The sequence below is a fragment of the Dyadobacter sp. HNCC25DJ184 genome (genome assembly GCF_056895215.1).
In genome coordinates, this window is record NZ_JBXHAQ010000016.1 from 77,692 (window position 1) to 94,626 (window position 16,935).

The 16,935-nt window shown below is 43.0% G+C and carries 14 protein-coding genes; 6 read left to right on the top strand and 8 right to left on the bottom strand.

Annotated elements, in window-relative coordinates:
• Positions 1-313 precede the first annotated feature (313 nt).
• The 4 genes from AC1XUD_RS21555 to AC1XUD_RS21570 all read left to right on the top strand — a co-directional run bounded on the left by AC1XUD_RS21555 (position 314) and on the right by AC1XUD_RS21570 (position 5,136).
• Positions 314-2,476, top strand: coding sequence for a TonB-dependent receptor (locus tag AC1XUD_RS21555; protein WP_483363092.1), 2,163 nt, complete (start codon positions 314-316; stop codon positions 2,474-2,476).
• Between the two features lie 156 nt (positions 2,477-2,632).
• Positions 2,633-3,286, top strand: coding sequence for a tetratricopeptide repeat protein (locus tag AC1XUD_RS21560; protein WP_483363093.1), 654 nt, complete (start codon positions 2,633-2,635; stop codon positions 3,284-3,286).
• A gap of 27 nt (positions 3,287-3,313) precedes the next feature.
• Positions 3,314-4,381, top strand: a complete 1,068-nt coding sequence (locus AC1XUD_RS21565) for a sensor histidine kinase (protein ID WP_483363094.1) — start codon at positions 3,314-3,316, stop codon at positions 4,379-4,381.
• A gap of 2 nt (positions 4,382-4,383) precedes the next feature.
• Positions 4,384-5,136, top strand: coding sequence for a LytR/AlgR family response regulator transcription factor (locus tag AC1XUD_RS21570; RefSeq protein WP_483363095.1), 753 nt, complete (start codon positions 4,384-4,386; stop codon positions 5,134-5,136).
• 21 nt (positions 5,137-5,157) lie between these two features.
• On the opposite strand, the gene AC1XUD_RS21575 is transcribed toward AC1XUD_RS21570, so the two are convergent.
• Positions 5,158-6,342 carry an acyltransferase family protein gene (locus tag AC1XUD_RS21575; protein ID WP_483363096.1) on the bottom strand — a complete coding sequence of 395 codons (1,185 nt, stop codon included), beginning with the start codon at positions 6,340-6,342 and terminating at the stop codon, positions 5,158-5,160.
• A gap of 238 nt (positions 6,343-6,580) precedes the next feature.
• On the opposite strand from AC1XUD_RS21575, the gene AC1XUD_RS21580 reads away from it, so the two are divergent.
• A complete protein-coding gene (locus AC1XUD_RS21580) occupies positions 6,581-9,355 on the top strand; it encodes a DUF5686 and carboxypeptidase regulatory-like domain-containing protein (RefSeq protein WP_483363097.1) in 2,775 nt (924 codons plus the stop codon).
• Positions 9,356-9,586: 231 nt separating this feature from the next.
• The gene (locus AC1XUD_RS21585; protein ID WP_483363098.1) at positions 9,587-10,237 is read left to right on the top strand and encodes an NAD(P)-dependent oxidoreductase; all 651 of its coding nucleotides are present in this window, start codon (positions 9,587-9,589) and stop codon (positions 10,235-10,237) included.
• A 115-nt stretch (positions 10,238-10,352) separates the two neighbouring features.
• Here AC1XUD_RS21585 and AC1XUD_RS21590 read toward each other — a convergent pair whose 3' ends face one another.
• The 7 genes from AC1XUD_RS21590 to AC1XUD_RS21620 all read right to left on the bottom strand — a co-directional run bounded on the left by AC1XUD_RS21590 (position 10,353) and on the right by AC1XUD_RS21620 (position 16,895).
• The gene (locus AC1XUD_RS21590) at positions 10,353-10,688 is read right to left on the bottom strand and encodes a DUF6984 family protein (RefSeq protein ID WP_483363099.1); all 336 of its coding nucleotides are present in this window, start codon (positions 10,686-10,688) and stop codon (positions 10,353-10,355) included.
• 124 nt (positions 10,689-10,812) lie between these two features.
• Positions 10,813-11,862 carry a hypothetical protein gene (locus AC1XUD_RS21595; RefSeq protein WP_483363100.1) on the bottom strand — a complete coding sequence of 350 codons (1,050 nt, stop codon included), beginning with the start codon at positions 11,860-11,862 and terminating at the stop codon, positions 10,813-10,815.
• A 46-nt stretch (positions 11,863-11,908) separates the two neighbouring features.
• The gene (locus tag AC1XUD_RS21600; protein ID WP_483363101.1) at positions 11,909-12,217 is read right to left on the bottom strand and encodes a nucleotidyltransferase family protein; all 309 of its coding nucleotides are present in this window, start codon (positions 12,215-12,217) and stop codon (positions 11,909-11,911) included.
• Positions 12,207-12,617 carry a nucleotidyltransferase substrate binding protein gene (locus AC1XUD_RS21605; protein ID WP_483363102.1) on the bottom strand — a complete coding sequence of 137 codons (411 nt, stop codon included), beginning with the start codon at positions 12,615-12,617 and terminating at the stop codon, positions 12,207-12,209. The genes AC1XUD_RS21600 and AC1XUD_RS21605 overlap by 11 nt, the downstream gene beginning before the upstream one ends.
• Before the next feature lie 44 nt (positions 12,618-12,661).
• Positions 12,662-12,985, bottom strand: a complete 324-nt coding sequence (locus tag AC1XUD_RS21610) for a helix-turn-helix domain-containing protein (protein WP_483363103.1) — start codon at positions 12,983-12,985, stop codon at positions 12,662-12,664.
• Between the two features lie 4 nt (positions 12,986-12,989).
• Entirely contained in the window at positions 12,990-13,331 is a 342-nt protein-coding gene (locus AC1XUD_RS21615) for a type II toxin-antitoxin system RelE/ParE family toxin (protein ID WP_483363104.1), read from the bottom strand.
• A gap of 138 nt (positions 13,332-13,469) precedes the next feature.
• Entirely contained in the window at positions 13,470-16,895 is a 3,426-nt protein-coding gene (locus AC1XUD_RS21620; RefSeq protein WP_483363105.1) for a DUF7133 domain-containing protein, read from the bottom strand.
• Positions 16,896-16,935: the final 40 nt, after the last annotated feature.

Below are 16,935 nucleotides of genomic sequence, written 5' to 3' on the forward strand. Positions count from 1 at the left end.
AAATGAGCCAATCGGCTGGCGTCAAAACGACCCATAATTATGATATAGCCGAGTTTTTGAAATGGTAAAATGCTGATATTGAATTATGTGTAATATCATATTTCAGTGATTACCCAAAAGTGTGAATCTGAGGAAACTTGGGTATCAACAATTGGGGTGCGTGGCGAAATCGTGGAATACTGGATTTTGGCCTCGACAGTCTGGTAGTTCATAATTTCGTTTCATCCATCAAATCTGTCATTTTAGTAAGGACGGTTTTCGCAGTGATTTTTCCTGATCCAAATTTGAATCAGATCTTTCCCACAGCGAGCCTATGAAAGCTTTTTTACTATTACTGATATTATTCTCAACTCAAACGTCCGCCCAAATTATCCTTCGCGGGCAAGTCGCCGATAGTAAGGGAAATGTACTTCCTGGTGTTAATATTACTCTCAAAAACACCTACGACGGCGCCTCTTCCGACAATGATGGAAAGTATAGTTTCGAAACCGATGCCAAAGGGAAGCAAACAATTGTTTTTCAATCAATTGGCTTCAAAACACAAGAAATTGAAATATCACTTAACGGTCACGAGATTGTGACCGATGCGAAGTTAAGTGAACTGGTTAATGTGTTGAATGCAGTGACAATCAGCGCAGGCTCCCTGGACGCAAATGATCAGAAAAAGGCGGTTGTGCTCAAACCCATTGATATAGTAACAACCTCCGGTGCCATGGGTGATATAACGGGTGCGCTGCATACTCTGCCTGGAAACGCGTCAGTAGGTAACGATGGCAGGCTGTTTGTGAGAGGGGGCGATGCCTCAGAAACCAATATGTATATAGACGGGCTGCAGGTTGGCAATGCTTTCGGAAGCACGGTCTCAGGCGTTCCGACCCGGACAAGATTCAGCAGCAATCTTTTTAAAGGTACTTTTTTCAGTACAGGAGGTTATTCGGCTGAATATGGTCAGGCACTTTCGTCGGCGCTTTCTTTAAATACGATTGATATGCCATTGCGCAACCAGGGAGATATTAGCATAATGTCAGTCGGCGGAGGATATACCCAGACTTTGGTCGGAAAGAATAATGCGCTTACCGCTTCCGCCAATTATATGAACCTGAAACCATATCAGGCTCTCGTAAAGCAGAATTTTGATTGGGAAAGAAGTCCGGTAGGGTGGGATTCAGAGATTTCTCTTCGTCACAAAATGGAGAACACAGGTAATGGAAGTACAGGTATTATAAAGGCATATTTTCACACCGAAGGAAACGGAATGACGATCTGGCAACCACAACCTGGCCAGGAAGGCAGAGGACTTCGCGTGAAGTTGGACAACCGATATAATTATGGAAATATCTCTTTCCGTCAGACGTACAAAAACGGCTGGACCTATTACGGTGGCGGTGCTTATTCGTCCAGCAAAGATCAGATTGAACGCGGTACGGACCATTTTGAAATCGGGAATAATATTGGCCATTTGAAGGCAGTAGCAGTTAAGGACTTTTCGTCAGGATTTTCGCTCAAAAACGGGGTTGAGCTGTACCTTAAATCCTACTATGAAAAGGATCTCAATGCGAACCTGATACACCAATTTACAGATAACCAGTTTAACTATTTCTCAGAAGCGGACTACTATATCAGCAACAGTCTGGTACTTCGGGCGGGGCTGCGTGCCGGATATAGTACGCTGGCCAAACAAAGCTGGCTGACGCCGCGTGGCTCGCTTGCATACCGATTTGCCAATAAAGGACAGGTTTCTTTTGCGAGTGGTATATTCAAACAGCTGCCTGTTGAAAAGCTGAGGGTGCTCAATAACAACCTTAAAAACACGGAGGCGACGCACTATATTCTTAACTATTTCTATGCAGGTGATAGCCGCACGTTTCGTGCTGAGGCTTTTTACAAGAATTATTCAAATCTGGCAACGTTCAAAGGCACGGCTGCAAATCCGGTTCAGATCACCGAAAATGGCAGTGGGTATGCAAGAGGTCTTGATTTTTTCTATCGTGATAAGAAGAGTATTCAGGGCATGGATTTCTGGCTTACTTACAGCTTCGTGGACAGTCGCCGCTCATATGCCACTTATGAAACTCGAGTTCAACCGTCTTTCGCACCCAAACATAATGGCTCAGCGGTCGTGAAACGATTTGTACGCCCGCTCAAATCGCAATTGGGAGCATCCTGGGTTTGGAACAGCGGGTATACTTATGACGACCCGAACATCGCCGGCGAGATGGAATCCAAAACAAAAATGTACAGCGACGTGAGCGTAAGTTGGAGCTACCTGCCGAAGCCAAACGTGATTATACACCTCGCTTGCTCTAATCTGCTCGGGCGCAACAACATTTTTGGATATCAATATGCCGAGATTCCGGACGAATCAGGACATTTCGCCAGTCTACCCTCAGGCCAGGGATCAAGACGATTCCTGTTTCTCGGAGTTTTCATCACATTTTCAAAAGACAAAAACGCAAACCAGCTGAATAACATGTAGCTATTAGGTTTGAGCTTTCAGATTGGTAGTAAAAGAAGCTTGAAAATGGCAAAATGCCTGTTTGTCTGACCTTGTCGAAGGCTGATCCTGGAATTTAAATTGCTCATATTAAATGTTTTAAATAGAAATTAACTTAAACAACAACCATATCAAATCATGAAAAGGATCTTCGCACTACTTATTGTTTCGCTGGGTACATTTATAAACGCAACAGCGCAGGAATCGCCCTACCAAAAAGCTATGAAAAAGGAGCTGGAAAAGTTTTCGAAAGCGGATACGCTTCCGGCATATATTGCTTCTGCCAATGCGTTTAACAGGATTGCTGCATTAAATAAAACCGAATGGCTGCCATTGTATTACAATGCACTTGCGTTGGTTTACAGCAGTTTTGATAAGTCGTTAAATATGGATAAAAAAGATGCGGTGCTCGACGAGGCGGAGGGGTATATTAAACAAGCACAAAGTATTTTGCCGGATAATTCGGAAATTGAAGCACTATATGGCTTTGTGTTAATGGCGAAACTAAGTGCGGATCCGGGAAGTCGCGGCCAAACCATGTCTGGACAGGTGATGCAGCATTATGGAAAAGCATTGGGGCTGAACAAAGAAAATCCGAGAGCACTCGCTTTGATGGCTCAGATGGAATACGGCATGGCGCAATTTTTCAAATCAGGTACCGAAAAAGCGTGCGGGATGGCGAAACAAAGTCTGGCTATATTTGCTCAGCAAGACGATGCAAAATTGAAAGAAGAGATGTTACCAACATGGGGTAAAAGGCTGGCGGATCAGATTGCGGGAAGTTGCAAATAGTTGAAAATAAAAAAGATATAAGTATCCATGGGAGACCATATTCGTGGAAGTAGTCACTTTTGGAAATTTTCACCGAGGTTTTTGGTGGCAAATCTTTTAATAGGTGTTGTTGTTACATTCTCATTCTGCCCCGGTTGCCTCCTTTCACTGGATTTGTTTTTGAAATCGTGGGATAACATTCTCATCTCTTCCATATTCAGCGCCGGACTGGCACATGGGGCATATCGGATCCAGATTTTGTTCGACAGGAAGATGCCCTGGATTCATTATCCCGCGAAACGTTTTGTTTTTGAGCTTCTGACCTATTTGATATATGCCTTCAGCTTTTCGTTTGTTGTATACTTTATTCTTTACAGCGTCTTTTATCCACAATTTACCGTTGACGATATACCCTGGAAATGGCTGGTTGTCCAGACACAAATGCCCCTGACGATCGGACTGGTATTATCCTTTATATTCGTAAGCCGTTCCTTTCTGTTTGAGTGGAGAAAGGCGGCTATCGAAGCTGAGAGATTGAAAACGGAACATTATGCGATCCAGTTTCAGTCGCTGAAAGAGCAGTTGAATCCTCATTTCTTGTTCAATTCGCTCAATGTGCTGAGCAATCTTATATATGAAAATCCGGATACTGCTTCTCAATTTATCCGACAACTTTCGCGATTATACAGGTATGTCCTTGATGTTCAGCAGGAAGAACTTGTGCCGGTAGAAAAGGAAATCGAATTTGCCGAAAACTACCTTGCCCTGCAAAAGATCCGTTTTGAAGAGAGTCTGTCATATTCAATTCAGGTTTCAGAGAACTTGAAGGGCTATATACCGTCACTTTCCCTGCAGCTATTACTGGAAAATGCCATTAAGCATAATGTAGTGTCGAACGCAAATCCGCTGTTAATTGAGATTTCTGAGGAATTTGGCAAGTTGGTCGTCAAAAATTCTTTACAGTTGAGAACAAGCTCGTTAGAGGATTCATCAGGGATCGGTTTATCCAATATCAAAAAGCGGTATGCATTGTTAAGTGATGAGCAGATTACGATTTCCCAGGTTAATGGTCAGTTCACAGTGACGCTTCCTGTCCTCGATTTTAAACAAAAATAGCCATGAAAATTCTGGTCATTGAAGATGAAAACCAGGCCGCAAGAAGATTGATGAAGCTTGTCAAAGAGCTGATACCTGACTGCGAAATTTTTGGAAATTTAGACTCCGTATCGTCTGCTGTTGAATGGCTGAAAAGTCATTCAGAGCCGGATTTGATATTCCTTGATATCCAGCTGGCAGACGGCATCGCATTTGAGATTTTCGAAAAAGTGAAAGTGACGACGCCCATTATTTTTTGTACAGCATTTGACCAATATGCAATAAAAGCGTTCAAGCTGAATAGTATAGATTATCTGTTGAAACCGATTGAACCTCAGGATTTGAAACAGGCGCTGGATAAATTTAAAGCAGGTCGGAAATCGTCTTCTCTCTCATTGGATGATATCAGAGTGTTGCTTCAAAAAGAATCAAAAGTTTACAAAAATCGCTTTTTGGTGAAATCTGGAGAGCGGATTTTGACCTTGAATATCAATGAGATATCGTTTTTTTACAGCGAAGATAAAGTGACCCTGCTTCAAACGACGGACGGAAAAAAATATATTATTGATTATATCCTCGATGAGCTGGAAGAGATGATTGATCCCGAGAGATTTTTCAGGTTAAACAGAAAGTATATATCTTCAGTGCAAGCTATCAAGGGCATATTCACCTATTCCAGCAGCAGGCTGAAAATTCAGCTCGATCATTGCACCGATCAGGACATTCTGGTGAGTCGCGAAAAGGTGGCCACTTTTAAAATATGGTTGGGGCAGTAGTAATTGATCTTCCGCAGAGCGTCAAACTGGCGCGGTGACGTTTGTTTTTGGAGATTCAACTCCAGGCGCAAAGCGGTCTTTAAATTTCAGGAACCATTTCTCAAAATAGGTATAAGAAATCCAGGCAAGTAAAATGGTCAACCCAAAACTCGAAATATAAAGCAGGACCGAAAACAGCAGATTATATGGTGTGAACTGCCGGATGATATAGAGACAGGCTACAATTGCAACGGGGTGATACATGTACAATCCGTATGAGATCTTGCCCATGAAATTACAAAGCCGGTTTTCCAGGTTAAGAATCGAATTGGGATTGGAAGAAAGGTTGATAAGCACGAAGGCGAAAAATACCGCATAACCTTCATAATTCAGGCCAGGTATGCGGACGCCGGTAGTAAACATATATGCCAGAATAGCGTAGACAACCCACTGTATCTTTTTATCATATATAAACTGCAAAACGGGATGTTTTGTAAAAACCAGATATGCACCAACGCCGCCAATAGCCATCGTTCCGATGCGGAAATGAGCCATGAAGTGGGAAAAAAGCAGCAATACGGAATTGGGGTCATTCGAAACATCGGCAACTCCAAAGCGCAGCCAAAAGAAAACAGCGGCCGAGATGAGTACTATGATGGCACCTTTCACCATCGCTTTCCGCGACCTGAGGCCGCCAATTACCCACGGCCATATCAGATAAAATTGTTCTTCAACACCAATAGACCAGGTATGTGAGCAAAAAGGTATTTCCGGATAAAACGTAACGGCAAAGTTGGGCATAACTAAGCCGAAAAGCGCCAGTTTTGACCAATAATTGTCATATGTATGCTCCGAAACTCCTGGTACATACAATGCGGAAATATGCGGAAAAACGAAAAAGCTCAAGGCAACGATCAAGAAGTATAGTGGCCATATCCGTAAAATCCGGCGTACATAGAAATTAGCAACTCGGATTTTTCCAGACGATTTCCGCTCTTCCAATAGCAAATAAGTGATCAGAAAGCCGCTTAAAACAAAAAACAAAGCTACTCCTAACCGGCCCGCCTGATATACTACCGGATATTCGTTGGTTTTCGCAAAGGTATCAGTGAAGCCGAAAAGCCATTTGAACTGTTCGATATGGTGACACAACACTGCCGAAGCTGCCAGGAAACGAATTCCATTAAATCCCGGGAAATAAATAGCAGATGGCTTGGTTGTTGACATAGTTAATTGACTCGTTTCGGTCGCAAAAGTAACCAAAACTCACAAGGGATCATATAGGGCCCTTCGGCACTCGACTATCGGCAGTCAAACTACTCACGGCAAAAAGTGCGAAATTCATCAGGTCAACCTTTTGCAACTCTGCACGATCTAAATTTTTTATAAAAGCAACTAAATGGTAACTTAGTGCATCATAGTGGCGACACTAGAACATGTTTTTAGCCATATATTAATCCTGCCTATGCGATTCATTATTGCTCTACTCCTTGCCTGTTTTTTACTTACCCCTACTTTTGCTCAGATAGTTACTTCCGGCTTGAAAGGTACCGTCAAAACCCAAAAAGGAGAGCCTCTGCCTTTTGCGGCTATCGCTGTGCCCGGCACCACCATTGGTACCATTGCGAACGCCGAAGGGCAATATCAACTCGACCTGAAGCCGGGATATTATGAAGTTGTATTTCAATACCTGGGCTTCAAAACCGGCATGAAAGCCTTTACCATCGAAAACCGTGTGCAAACTTATGACGTGACGATGGAGGAACAGGCATTGAATCTGGGCGAGGTGAGAATTGGAAGCAAAGATGAAGATCCGGCGTATACGATTATGCGTCGCGCGATTGCGAAAAGCAGGTATCATTTCCTGCAGGTGCAAAGCTATACGGCCAAGGTATACAGCAAATCGTCGTTCGTAATCACCGATTTGCCACTCGAATTTTTATATAAAAAGGAATTGAAAGAGGCGGAAAAGGAGACCAATTTTAAAAAGGGAGTGCCGATTCTGAACGAGAGCGTTTCGGAGGTAACTTTCCGGCAGCCCAACAATTATAGCCAGAAAGTACTGGCTGCCCGGAATAGTCAGGATAAAAATTTCGCCGGAGCCAATGCCTATTTCCTGACCAGTTTTTATCAGCCCGAGGTTGTAAAAGCAGTGTCTCCGTTATCGCCACGCGCTTTTGCATATTACAAGTTCGAATATGAGGGAAGTTTTCGTGAAAACGGAATTGAAGTTAACAAGATTAAAGTCATCCCGAGGTCGTATGGTCAGGGAGTTTATAAGGGATCGATATACATCATAGAGAATTTGTGGAGTATATATAGCCTTAATTTACAGACGGTTAATAATGGAATTAATATTGAGATAAAACAGATATTCAATGCGGTGCAAGGTGTTTGGATGCCTGTCAACCAGCAGTTCCATATCAGCGGTGGGTTATATGGAATTAAAGGAAAGGGAGATCTGGTGATTTCTCAAACGTTCTCAAAACTGAAAATAAACCCTGCATTTCAAGCCGATATCGTGGTAGTGGATGGCAAGAAAGAAAAAGACGTGGCGCGAGAAGTAAAGGTTTCAAACAGAGATATCAAGACCCAAAAACTGGAAGAGCTGGTGGCTCAGCAGAAAAAGTTTTCTGCGAAAAACCTCAAAAAACTGATGAAGGAATATGAAAAACAGGACCTTAAAGCCAAAGAGAAGAAAGGGGAGGATATGGATATGGAGTTCACTCGGAATGACTCGACCGTCGTCGATTCTATGGCCAATCGGCGGGGCGTCGCTTTCTGGGATTCGATACGAACCGTTCCATTGACGCTGGCTGAAGTTAAAAGCTATACGCGCCTGGATAGTATTGTGGTGGTGCAGGAGGGGACGGAGGAACAGAAAGATAGCCTGAAAGTTGCATCGGGCGACAGTACAAAAAAAGGTAAGGGAAAGGGTGTAATTGACGACATTTTAACCGGATATACTTTCAAATTTGGAAAGAAAAGTCCGTGGCGTCTTGATTATGTGAGTCCGCTGATGGGTGCCCAGGTAAATACAGTAGAAGGAATCGTGTTCAACGGAGGCGGTTTTAAGCTCAGGTATAGATTCAAATCAAAGGTAGATAGCGTTCAGTATAAGGCGTCTATGGGCGGCACCGGGATGAACGGGCGTAGGGATCGGCGGTCTTCGGAACTTACTTTTAAGGGTTTGACAAGGTATTCTTTTGCGCGGCAAAAGCTATTGGTTTCAGGCGGAGTCGACTATGGCTGGAAGCGTAATATGCTCAGTTTGAGTGGGGGACAAGGTATTTCGCAATTTAATAGCGAACATCCATTTCATCCATTACTGAATAGCGTAACGACGTTGTTTTTTGAGCAGAATTTTATGAAAATCTATCAAAAAGACTACATACGTCTTGATTTTAGCACCAATCAAAAAAATGAACATTTCGAGGTAAAGGCTAATATTGAATACGCGGATAGAAGTCCGTTGCAGAACGTCAGAAATACGGATCCATATAGTTTGTTTAACTGGAAAAGCAGATATTTCACATCAAATATGCCAGCAAACGAGGAGTATGGGTCACATGTCGATACAGACTATTCTTCGAGTATGCCTGCGCATCAGGCATTTACTTTTGGTGTTTTCGGCTCTTATAAGCCTTGGCAAAAATACAAGATCAGGAAAGGTGTAAAGACTTACTATGATGACGAATCGCCGCAGTTTTCGGTCAATTATCGGAAAGGGTTAAATTTATTCAATAGCGATGTAAATTTCGATTTTCTGCAAATAGGCTTTCGTCATGGTTTTAATTTGGGTATTGAAAGTAAATTAAGTTACAAGGTCGGAGCGGGCTCGTTTTTGAATAAGAAAGAAATTCAATTCCCTGACTATCAGCATTTCAACGGAAACTTGTTTTTCTTCCAACTGGGCGATGCTTTGACCACTTTCCGGAATCTCGACTATTATTATTATAGTACCGGAAAAGAATTCGCGGAAGCCCATTTGCTGACCGAGCTTAGGAAATTTTTGCTGACTCAAATCACCTGGTTCCGGATTATGGGTATCAAAGAAAACTTCTTTGCGCACTATCTGGCGACTCCTTACTCAAGAAACTATACGGAATTGGGGTACGGTTTGGATATCGGTATCAGGTTTCCCTTACGTGTTGAAGTGTCCAATAGCTTTCAGAATATGAAGTATCGCGATACTGTTTTCAGGATCGGGTTTACGCGTAATGTTTCGTTTGGGGATTAGAAGGGAAGTGAAGTCAGGTAGTCAGGTTTGGTAAGAAAGAGGTCATTTATTGCGAGATCCACCAATTTCCCTGAAAGACCGGTTCTGGAGGCTACTGGATTTTTTATGAATTTTTCTATCTTTGAATCATTCGAATCTCATTCTGACATATCGATTTTTCGTGGTTATGACCGCGACTTGCACTGTATTTTTATGCGGTGTCGATATTTTTTTGATTTCTTAAAATGAGAAATGATGAATACATATCATAAAATTGCCGTCCTCGGTGGCGGCGGAAGGACAGGGAAATTTGTTGTTGAAAAACTGCTCAGCGAGGGATTTTCCGTTAAGGTACTACTCAGAAATACAACCCAATTTCTCGCTGATTTTGCCAATCACCTTGAACGGATTGAGATTGTGGAGGGAGATGCAATTGACGAGAAATCGATCGTAGAACTGCTTTCTGGATCGGATGCTGTGTTGAGCACCATCGGACAGCGTAAAGATGAGCCGCTGGTTTGTGCCAAGGCTACTGAGTATATTCTGGATAATATGAAATTGCTTGATATTGAGCGATATATAGTGGTTTCCGGTTTTAATATTGATAGTCCGGACGACGAAAAAAGTCAGGAAACGCAGGATGCTTCGTTGTGGATGAAAACCAATTTTCCAGAAGCATCAGCAGACAAACAACGAGTATATCAACTTTTATCAGAAAGTGATGTCAACTGGACAATGGTGCGCCTTCCGATGATAGAATACCACAGTTTTCCCGGAAGAATTAAGGTTAGTTTGGCAGATGTCCCAGGAGATAAGATTGGCGCAGGTGATATTGCAGCGTTTATGGTGGGGCAGTTGTATGACACTGCTTATGTTGGGAAGGCTCCTTTTATTGCCAATTAGAACGAAATATTTGATTCACTCAGGAAATGATCGGGTGGCAAGTCATTAATTGTCAGACTCTTGATTCTGAGATCTCAAATTCATGATATGCGGGATTGAGTTCCCGCATATTGTTTTACCCCGCCGGGAAAATGATTTTATCCGTTGTCGGATAATCGATCAATGCTGAAAAATCTGTTTTCCAGAAATCCATATCCAGCAGTCTTCCGTCAATATTTTTGGTAAGCGTAATCACCACCAGCACATCGTCGCTGTCAAAATACTCCACCTGGATCAAGTCGCCATCATATTCATGTTCATCGGTGATCAGCCCGATACTACCCATTTTTCCACCCTCATATTCATCAACCAAATCAGGCAACGGATAATGTACCGGATCAAGGTTTATTTTGTCGAGCAGAAAATGAAGCAGCTCTATTTCATTAGGACGTATAGGTCTGATATTGCTCATAAATTCAATATTGTATGTCCGCAAATTCGGGTTGAACCGTTAAAATTTTGAGGGTATTTAGCTTAACTTTCCTTAACTCCCTAATGGTGAATAATTTATATCAAATTGTTTTGTAGCAAAACAACTATAGTGGTAAATCATTTCGCAGTTTTTGCAGCTCTTTGTTTCGCCATTTCTCAGCTTGCTTGCCAACCAGCCAGAACGAAATGGCCAGGAACGCAAAGAAAATTCCTTTGTTGGTCCGATCCCAGAAATATTCAAAATATCGCGTGTAAATATTGAGCAAAAAGAAAGACAGGCATATATCTCTTAGGATCGTATTTCCGCTTCGAAATGCGTAAGCAATGAGACCGACCAACATCAGAGAATAGCCAAGTGCCCAATACCAAAAATGACCTTGTTTGATCAAAGTCCAGCGTTCCAGATCATCATAATTTCCGAAAATGGAGAGCGTCCAGCTGGCTGTCAGGAACATAAAAAGACCGACTGCGTAAGTCAGTGTATGAAAACCTGATATAGCTGGAATTTTTGAGACGAGATACGCCGATCCCCAAATTACCAGACTAAAAAGCGTCATACGGAGTGGATAATTGGCACCAGCAAATTTAAATCCTTCTCCCGACCAATAATAAGTTTGAGCTCCCCACCAGCCAGCAACACAAGCGAGCATAACCGCCCACAGCAATTTTGAACGTAAAAAGCTTCCCAGTCCCCCAAATATAAAGGCGCAAATAAGCAACGGAATAGCATAATTGATTTGCGGAAAACTTCTGACCAAATAGGCGACCGAAATGGCGGTAGTCAATATGATGGTTATATTATAGCTCTCATTACTAGCTTCGTCCTCGGGATTTCTTTTTTGTCTGCGGGCAGCAATATATACCAAAACTATCGTAAGAAATGCGAACAGCAGCCCCACGATTCCTTCCGAAAATCCCCATTCTTTCCTTAATAACTCAATCCATTTTTCGTCTAAAACCAGCGCGCCGAAAGATAGTAATCCACAAGAAATAGCTGATATCAAGGCATATAGGGCAATAGAATCAACATTGGAATCCCTCACTTCATAACTATTCCGTAGCTCGGTTGCTTTCTCAGGAGAAATCTTCGCCGTCTTTTCCCAAAACTCAATTACCTTGGTTACGGTCTTCTCCTCTGTTTTGTCAATTTTCATGGATGTATAATGTGTTCATGGCCTTATTGCCAGCGAAGATATTGAGTTAAGCCGAATAAAATTCCACTCCCACCCTGTCAATATGATCTTTCAACGCAGGCTCCTGGATCGTGTCGTATATGAGGATATCGAATTTATAGGGCATCGCAGTTTCCTCATTTAACAGATAACTAACTTGGGAGAGCACGTTGAAGTCTAGAATTCCTTTCAGCGCAATATCAACATCACTGCCGGTTTTATAATTTCCTTTGGCACGACTCCCAAAAATGAATGCGTGCTGAATCTGCGGGTATTTTGTCAGAACCCCATTAATAGCAATAAGATCAGAATCCCGAAGTCCAAAATTATTTTTCATTCAGTTTGCCGTCAAAGCTATTGAGCAGTGCGTTCAACAACGGGAAATACTTATTATGTATCAATTGCTCCATTTCGGTTGCCTTTTGTTCATCATACGTATGAGCAGTTAGGTTTCTGTCTAAAAGCAAATCCATCCATTCATGACCATCGGAGATGAGTCCTATTTCAAAAGCTTTTTTTAATGCGCCCCTTGGAGATTTTATATCCACGAAGCCTTGCTCCTCGAGATAGTCCTTCACTATATTCCAAACCAGATCAAAGCTCATTTCAAAAAATTGAATTACGCCAGCCATTTGCAGAATATCCGGATTTGGTATCTCCAATGCGTTGGCAAGATGCATCATCGCTTTTTTGAAATTGTGGAAACGTTGCTTCCATCTTATTTCTTGGAAATCCATTTCTCCGAGGTTAGCCAGGGTTTTGAGAGCATTTGTTTTTTAGGCTAGCCAAGCTTTAAAAGCTGCTTTTCAAGAGTAACGTTAAAATGAATATCTGCTTTGAGTGCTTTAAAAATTTTTACAATGGTGTCTATGGTCGCGCTATTCGCGCTGCTTTCAAGTTTTGAGATTTGAGCCTTTCGAACCCCCACCAGTTCTCCAAGTTGCTCCTGGGTTAACTTACGTTCCTGCCGGGCGGTCTTGATCATCCTTCCCAACAAGTCCATACTGAGTTCATACTCATATTGATCTCTTTCTTCTGTGCCCAATTTGCCGATATACAAATCCTTCATTTCGGAAAGAGTATAAGCTTTTGTTTCAGATGCCATAACGCTATTTTTTTGATTTATTTTCGAAATATGTTTTCTGAATATTAACTGCTCTGCGAATCTCATTGGCCGGTACTTTATCTACCTTTTTAGTAAATCCGTGTGTGGCGAACACCAACGTTTCAGTGCCATTATGTTTGTCCCAAAAAGCAAGTAGCCTAATTTGTTGACCTCCGAAATTGGTCCTAAATTCCCAGATATCGTTCTGGAGCTTTTTAAAGAGGCGCGGATCACGAGTCTGTTCTGCAACATCGATGTTATACAGGACTTTCTGAAGAGTCTTTGCATCCAAGTGTGAAAGGAATTTTCTTGCCTCTTCCAAAAATAGTGTGTTGAAATAGTGCACTAAGCTAATCTTTTCACAAAGTTAACGGAGTTTCCATAATTGGAAACAGGTTTTGTTGATTTCTTTTTCGGTTCTTCAAAAGCAAAAAAAATGGAAAGCCCCGAAAGACTTTCCATTTTTCATATCAATTGTTTCTTCTTATTTTTTCTTCAATCCGGACAGAAACTCAACGACGTCGCGAATCTCTCTTTTTGACATAACCGCTCCCATCGGAGGCATGCTGGACGGGATATTTTCGCGTTTCGCAATTCTTGCAACAGGGATTTTCAGCGGCTCGGCTTCGGAAGTTTTTAACACCAGTTCATGGTCGGTTTCTTCTGCCAATATACCGCTGGCGGATGATCCGTCTTTCAACGTCAGGATTACCATACCATAGCCCGGCGAGAGTCTTGCACTCGGCTCGATCAATGCCTGCAGTATTTGTTCGCGGGTCAGAACATCTCCGATGGTCGTCAATTTTGGACCCACTTCGCCGCCTTGCTGGCCAATGGTGTGGCAACGTACGCACTCTGCTGCTGAGCTGGTCATGAAATATCTGCGACCTGCCGAAGCATTTCCACCATAAAGCGCATCCTGATAATCCGCTGCTGTTTCTCCTTTCGAACGAAGAGGCGCAATTTTAGCGATCAACGCATCTGATTTCGTAGAATCTACGGCCTCGTTCAAATCGAGCGCAATATTTGGCGACAATTTTTTGTCCACCATTTTCGCGATCAGATCATTAAAAATGGGCTCCGTTTTCGAAACTGGTAATGATCCCAAAACCTGCAGCATTTGCTGTTGTTCCTTAATCGATCCTTTTTGGAATACTGAATTTGATATATCCGTAAGTGCCGCAGCTGACATACTTACCGAACCTACCATACTCAAAGCAGCAGCACGAACGTCAGCACTTTCATCGTTCATGCCCTTTTTCATGATCGTTTCTATATCATTGTATTTCAGTTTGTTCAATGCTGTCAGCATCGCCACGCGTACTTCTGCCGACTTGTTCTCATTCATGATCTGAGCAAGCTGAGCATTATAATCACTGATATTAAGTTCACTTAACATTTGCGACGCGGATATCAGCACAGGGTTGTTCGTTTCATCCAACATACCGGCAGCATGTGGACGCACTTTGTTCTGAACCATCTTGACATCACGGGTAAAAGTCCCACGGTAACGACCATCCACACGGTCAAGCACGGACGGATTTGCCCAAGTTCCAATCGTAGCAAGCGCCTCCGAGCGAAGTTCTGCATCTACATTTTTTCTTTCAGCAAAAGCGATAACGGCATCCAATTGCTGCTCACCACCCACTCGAAGCGAAGCGTTGATAGCTCTTCTCAATAAAGGTTCTGAGGTGAAACGGGTATCCTTCAAAACAGCTGCGAGTGCCGGCAAGGCCGTAGGAATTGAATAGTCGTCATTGATTGCACGAGCGGCTTCTGTTACTATATACTCATCTTTGTCATTCAGGAATACGCTCACTTTTTCCGAAGCTAACCTTCTCAAAACCAAAACAGCTGCAATGCGCAACGAACGTTCAGGGCTGCTTGAAAGTGCAACAATTGGTTCCACCTCACCGATTCTTGAAAGTGCCAAGACAGCAGCATGACGAAGATATAAATCTTTGTCATTGTTCGCTTTAAGCATATCAATCAAAGGTTGAACGGCAGTTTTATCCGCGATTCTACCCAGTGCCTGCGCTCCAAAGAATTGAGCACGAGGGTTTGGATTGGTCAATAACGGCAACAACAGAGGTCCTGCCTCCGCTATTTTCGCATCACCCAAAACCTTGGCAGCCTGAGCCATAATCTCCGAATCCGAATCTTTCAGCAATGGAAGTATAGCATTTGCATATGCCTTGTCTTGTCTCGCCAGTTGTCCAAGTCCCCATATCGCGTGAACTCTCGCTAGCTGATTGCTGGTTTGAGCGATAGCCTTTTTGAATTCATTTGCTCCTTTTTCGCCACGTGTCGCCAGCTCAAATTGCGCTTTCAAGCGAATGCGCATATCCGGGTTGGATAGTAAGCCGTATAAAACATCTTCTTTTTGCGTTGGATAATTCAACTGCATCAACCGCTGAGTTTCCGCGCGAAGGACTTTCAAATCATTTTTGTCGTCCGTTACATCCAGTTTCCAAACACGGCCATAGTCCTTAGTATTCCAGCCATTGATCCAGTCTGCCACATAAAGCGCTCCATCAGGACCAAATCGAATCCCTGTTGGAAGAATACCGTTCAGGATATTTTGTTCGCCGTCCAGTTCGAAAGATGCGCCTTTTGGTTTCAAACCGAAAGACCATATCGGAGAGCGCGCAGGATTACCCACAAATTCAACGAGGAAGAATTTATTCTTCCATGCCGAGCCCAAAGCTGTTCCCGGATTGTATTGCATTCCGGTAGGGCCATTGTGGAAATTCTTGATTGGAGGAATAATATATGCCGCCTGGCCTTCCCAGCGAGGAACATACAGTTTCTCGTCCATCCACACTTTATAGTTGTTATTGCGCGGATCGGTATACTTTCCATATTGCCAGTTGGATCTCCAGCCAGCATCAGAGCCTTCTACAACGTGCACCAAACGCTCGCTTTCTCCAGGATGGTCACCGTCGTTATCTGAACTGATCAAATTACCATATTCATCAAAAACGAACTCGTGGGTATTTCTTAATCCACCTGCAAATATCTCAAAATCACTGCCATCCGGATTCGAACGGGCGATGATACCCTCATTCGAACGCTTGTGATTAACACCTTCTTTGGTCGTGATATTGGCACCAATATCCCCGATATTCCAGTAAATTTTACCATCTGGCCCCTCTATCGGATTTGACATACCGTGACCACCAAAACCGATATGGATACCGTATCCGTGGCTAATGCTCGTTTTCTGGTCATATATGCCATCGTTGTTAGTGTCGGTCATGCGCCAAACGTCCGGTGCGATCGTCACGAATGCATCTTTTGCTCTTACCAAAATACCGCCTGCTACGTCACTTACTTCGGTGAAGAAGTCGTTGATCACCCGAACCGATTGGTCTGCAATTCCGTCGTGGTCAGTATCTTCTATACGCCAAACCTCATCTTTTTCAACTGTCAAATCTTTCCAATCGTGGCTTCCGTCTCCATTCAGGTCTTTCAGCCATGAGTTTTCCTTGCTTTTTTCAGGAGCAAAAGTGCTGCGAAGAAATGCCCGGCGGTCTTCCACAGTTTCGAGCGCAATAGAAGGCGTCATCCAGTGGCGATATCCGCGGATATCAAATTCCGAATTTTTCTGGCGGTTGGTTCTGTTGAGATATACCCTGCCCTGGTCATCAATAGCCATTGCCACCGGATCGGGTGCCAGGGAATCGGAGGCCCATAGGTCAAGTTTTAGTCCGTCAGCGAGTTTAATCGATACTTTACTGCGGATATCGAGCGCATTCTTCTTTGCCGTTGCGGCATCCTCTCTGATCACCACCGCATCTTTCGGAAGCTTGGTAGATGACGTTGGCGACATTTTCATACACGACACCACAGCGAGCGCCACTAATGCCGAAACAGTTAGTGGTTTACGAATCTTTATTTTTCGGGTCATTAGGTATTGATTTAATCGTAGTTTTTGAATTCAGATTTAT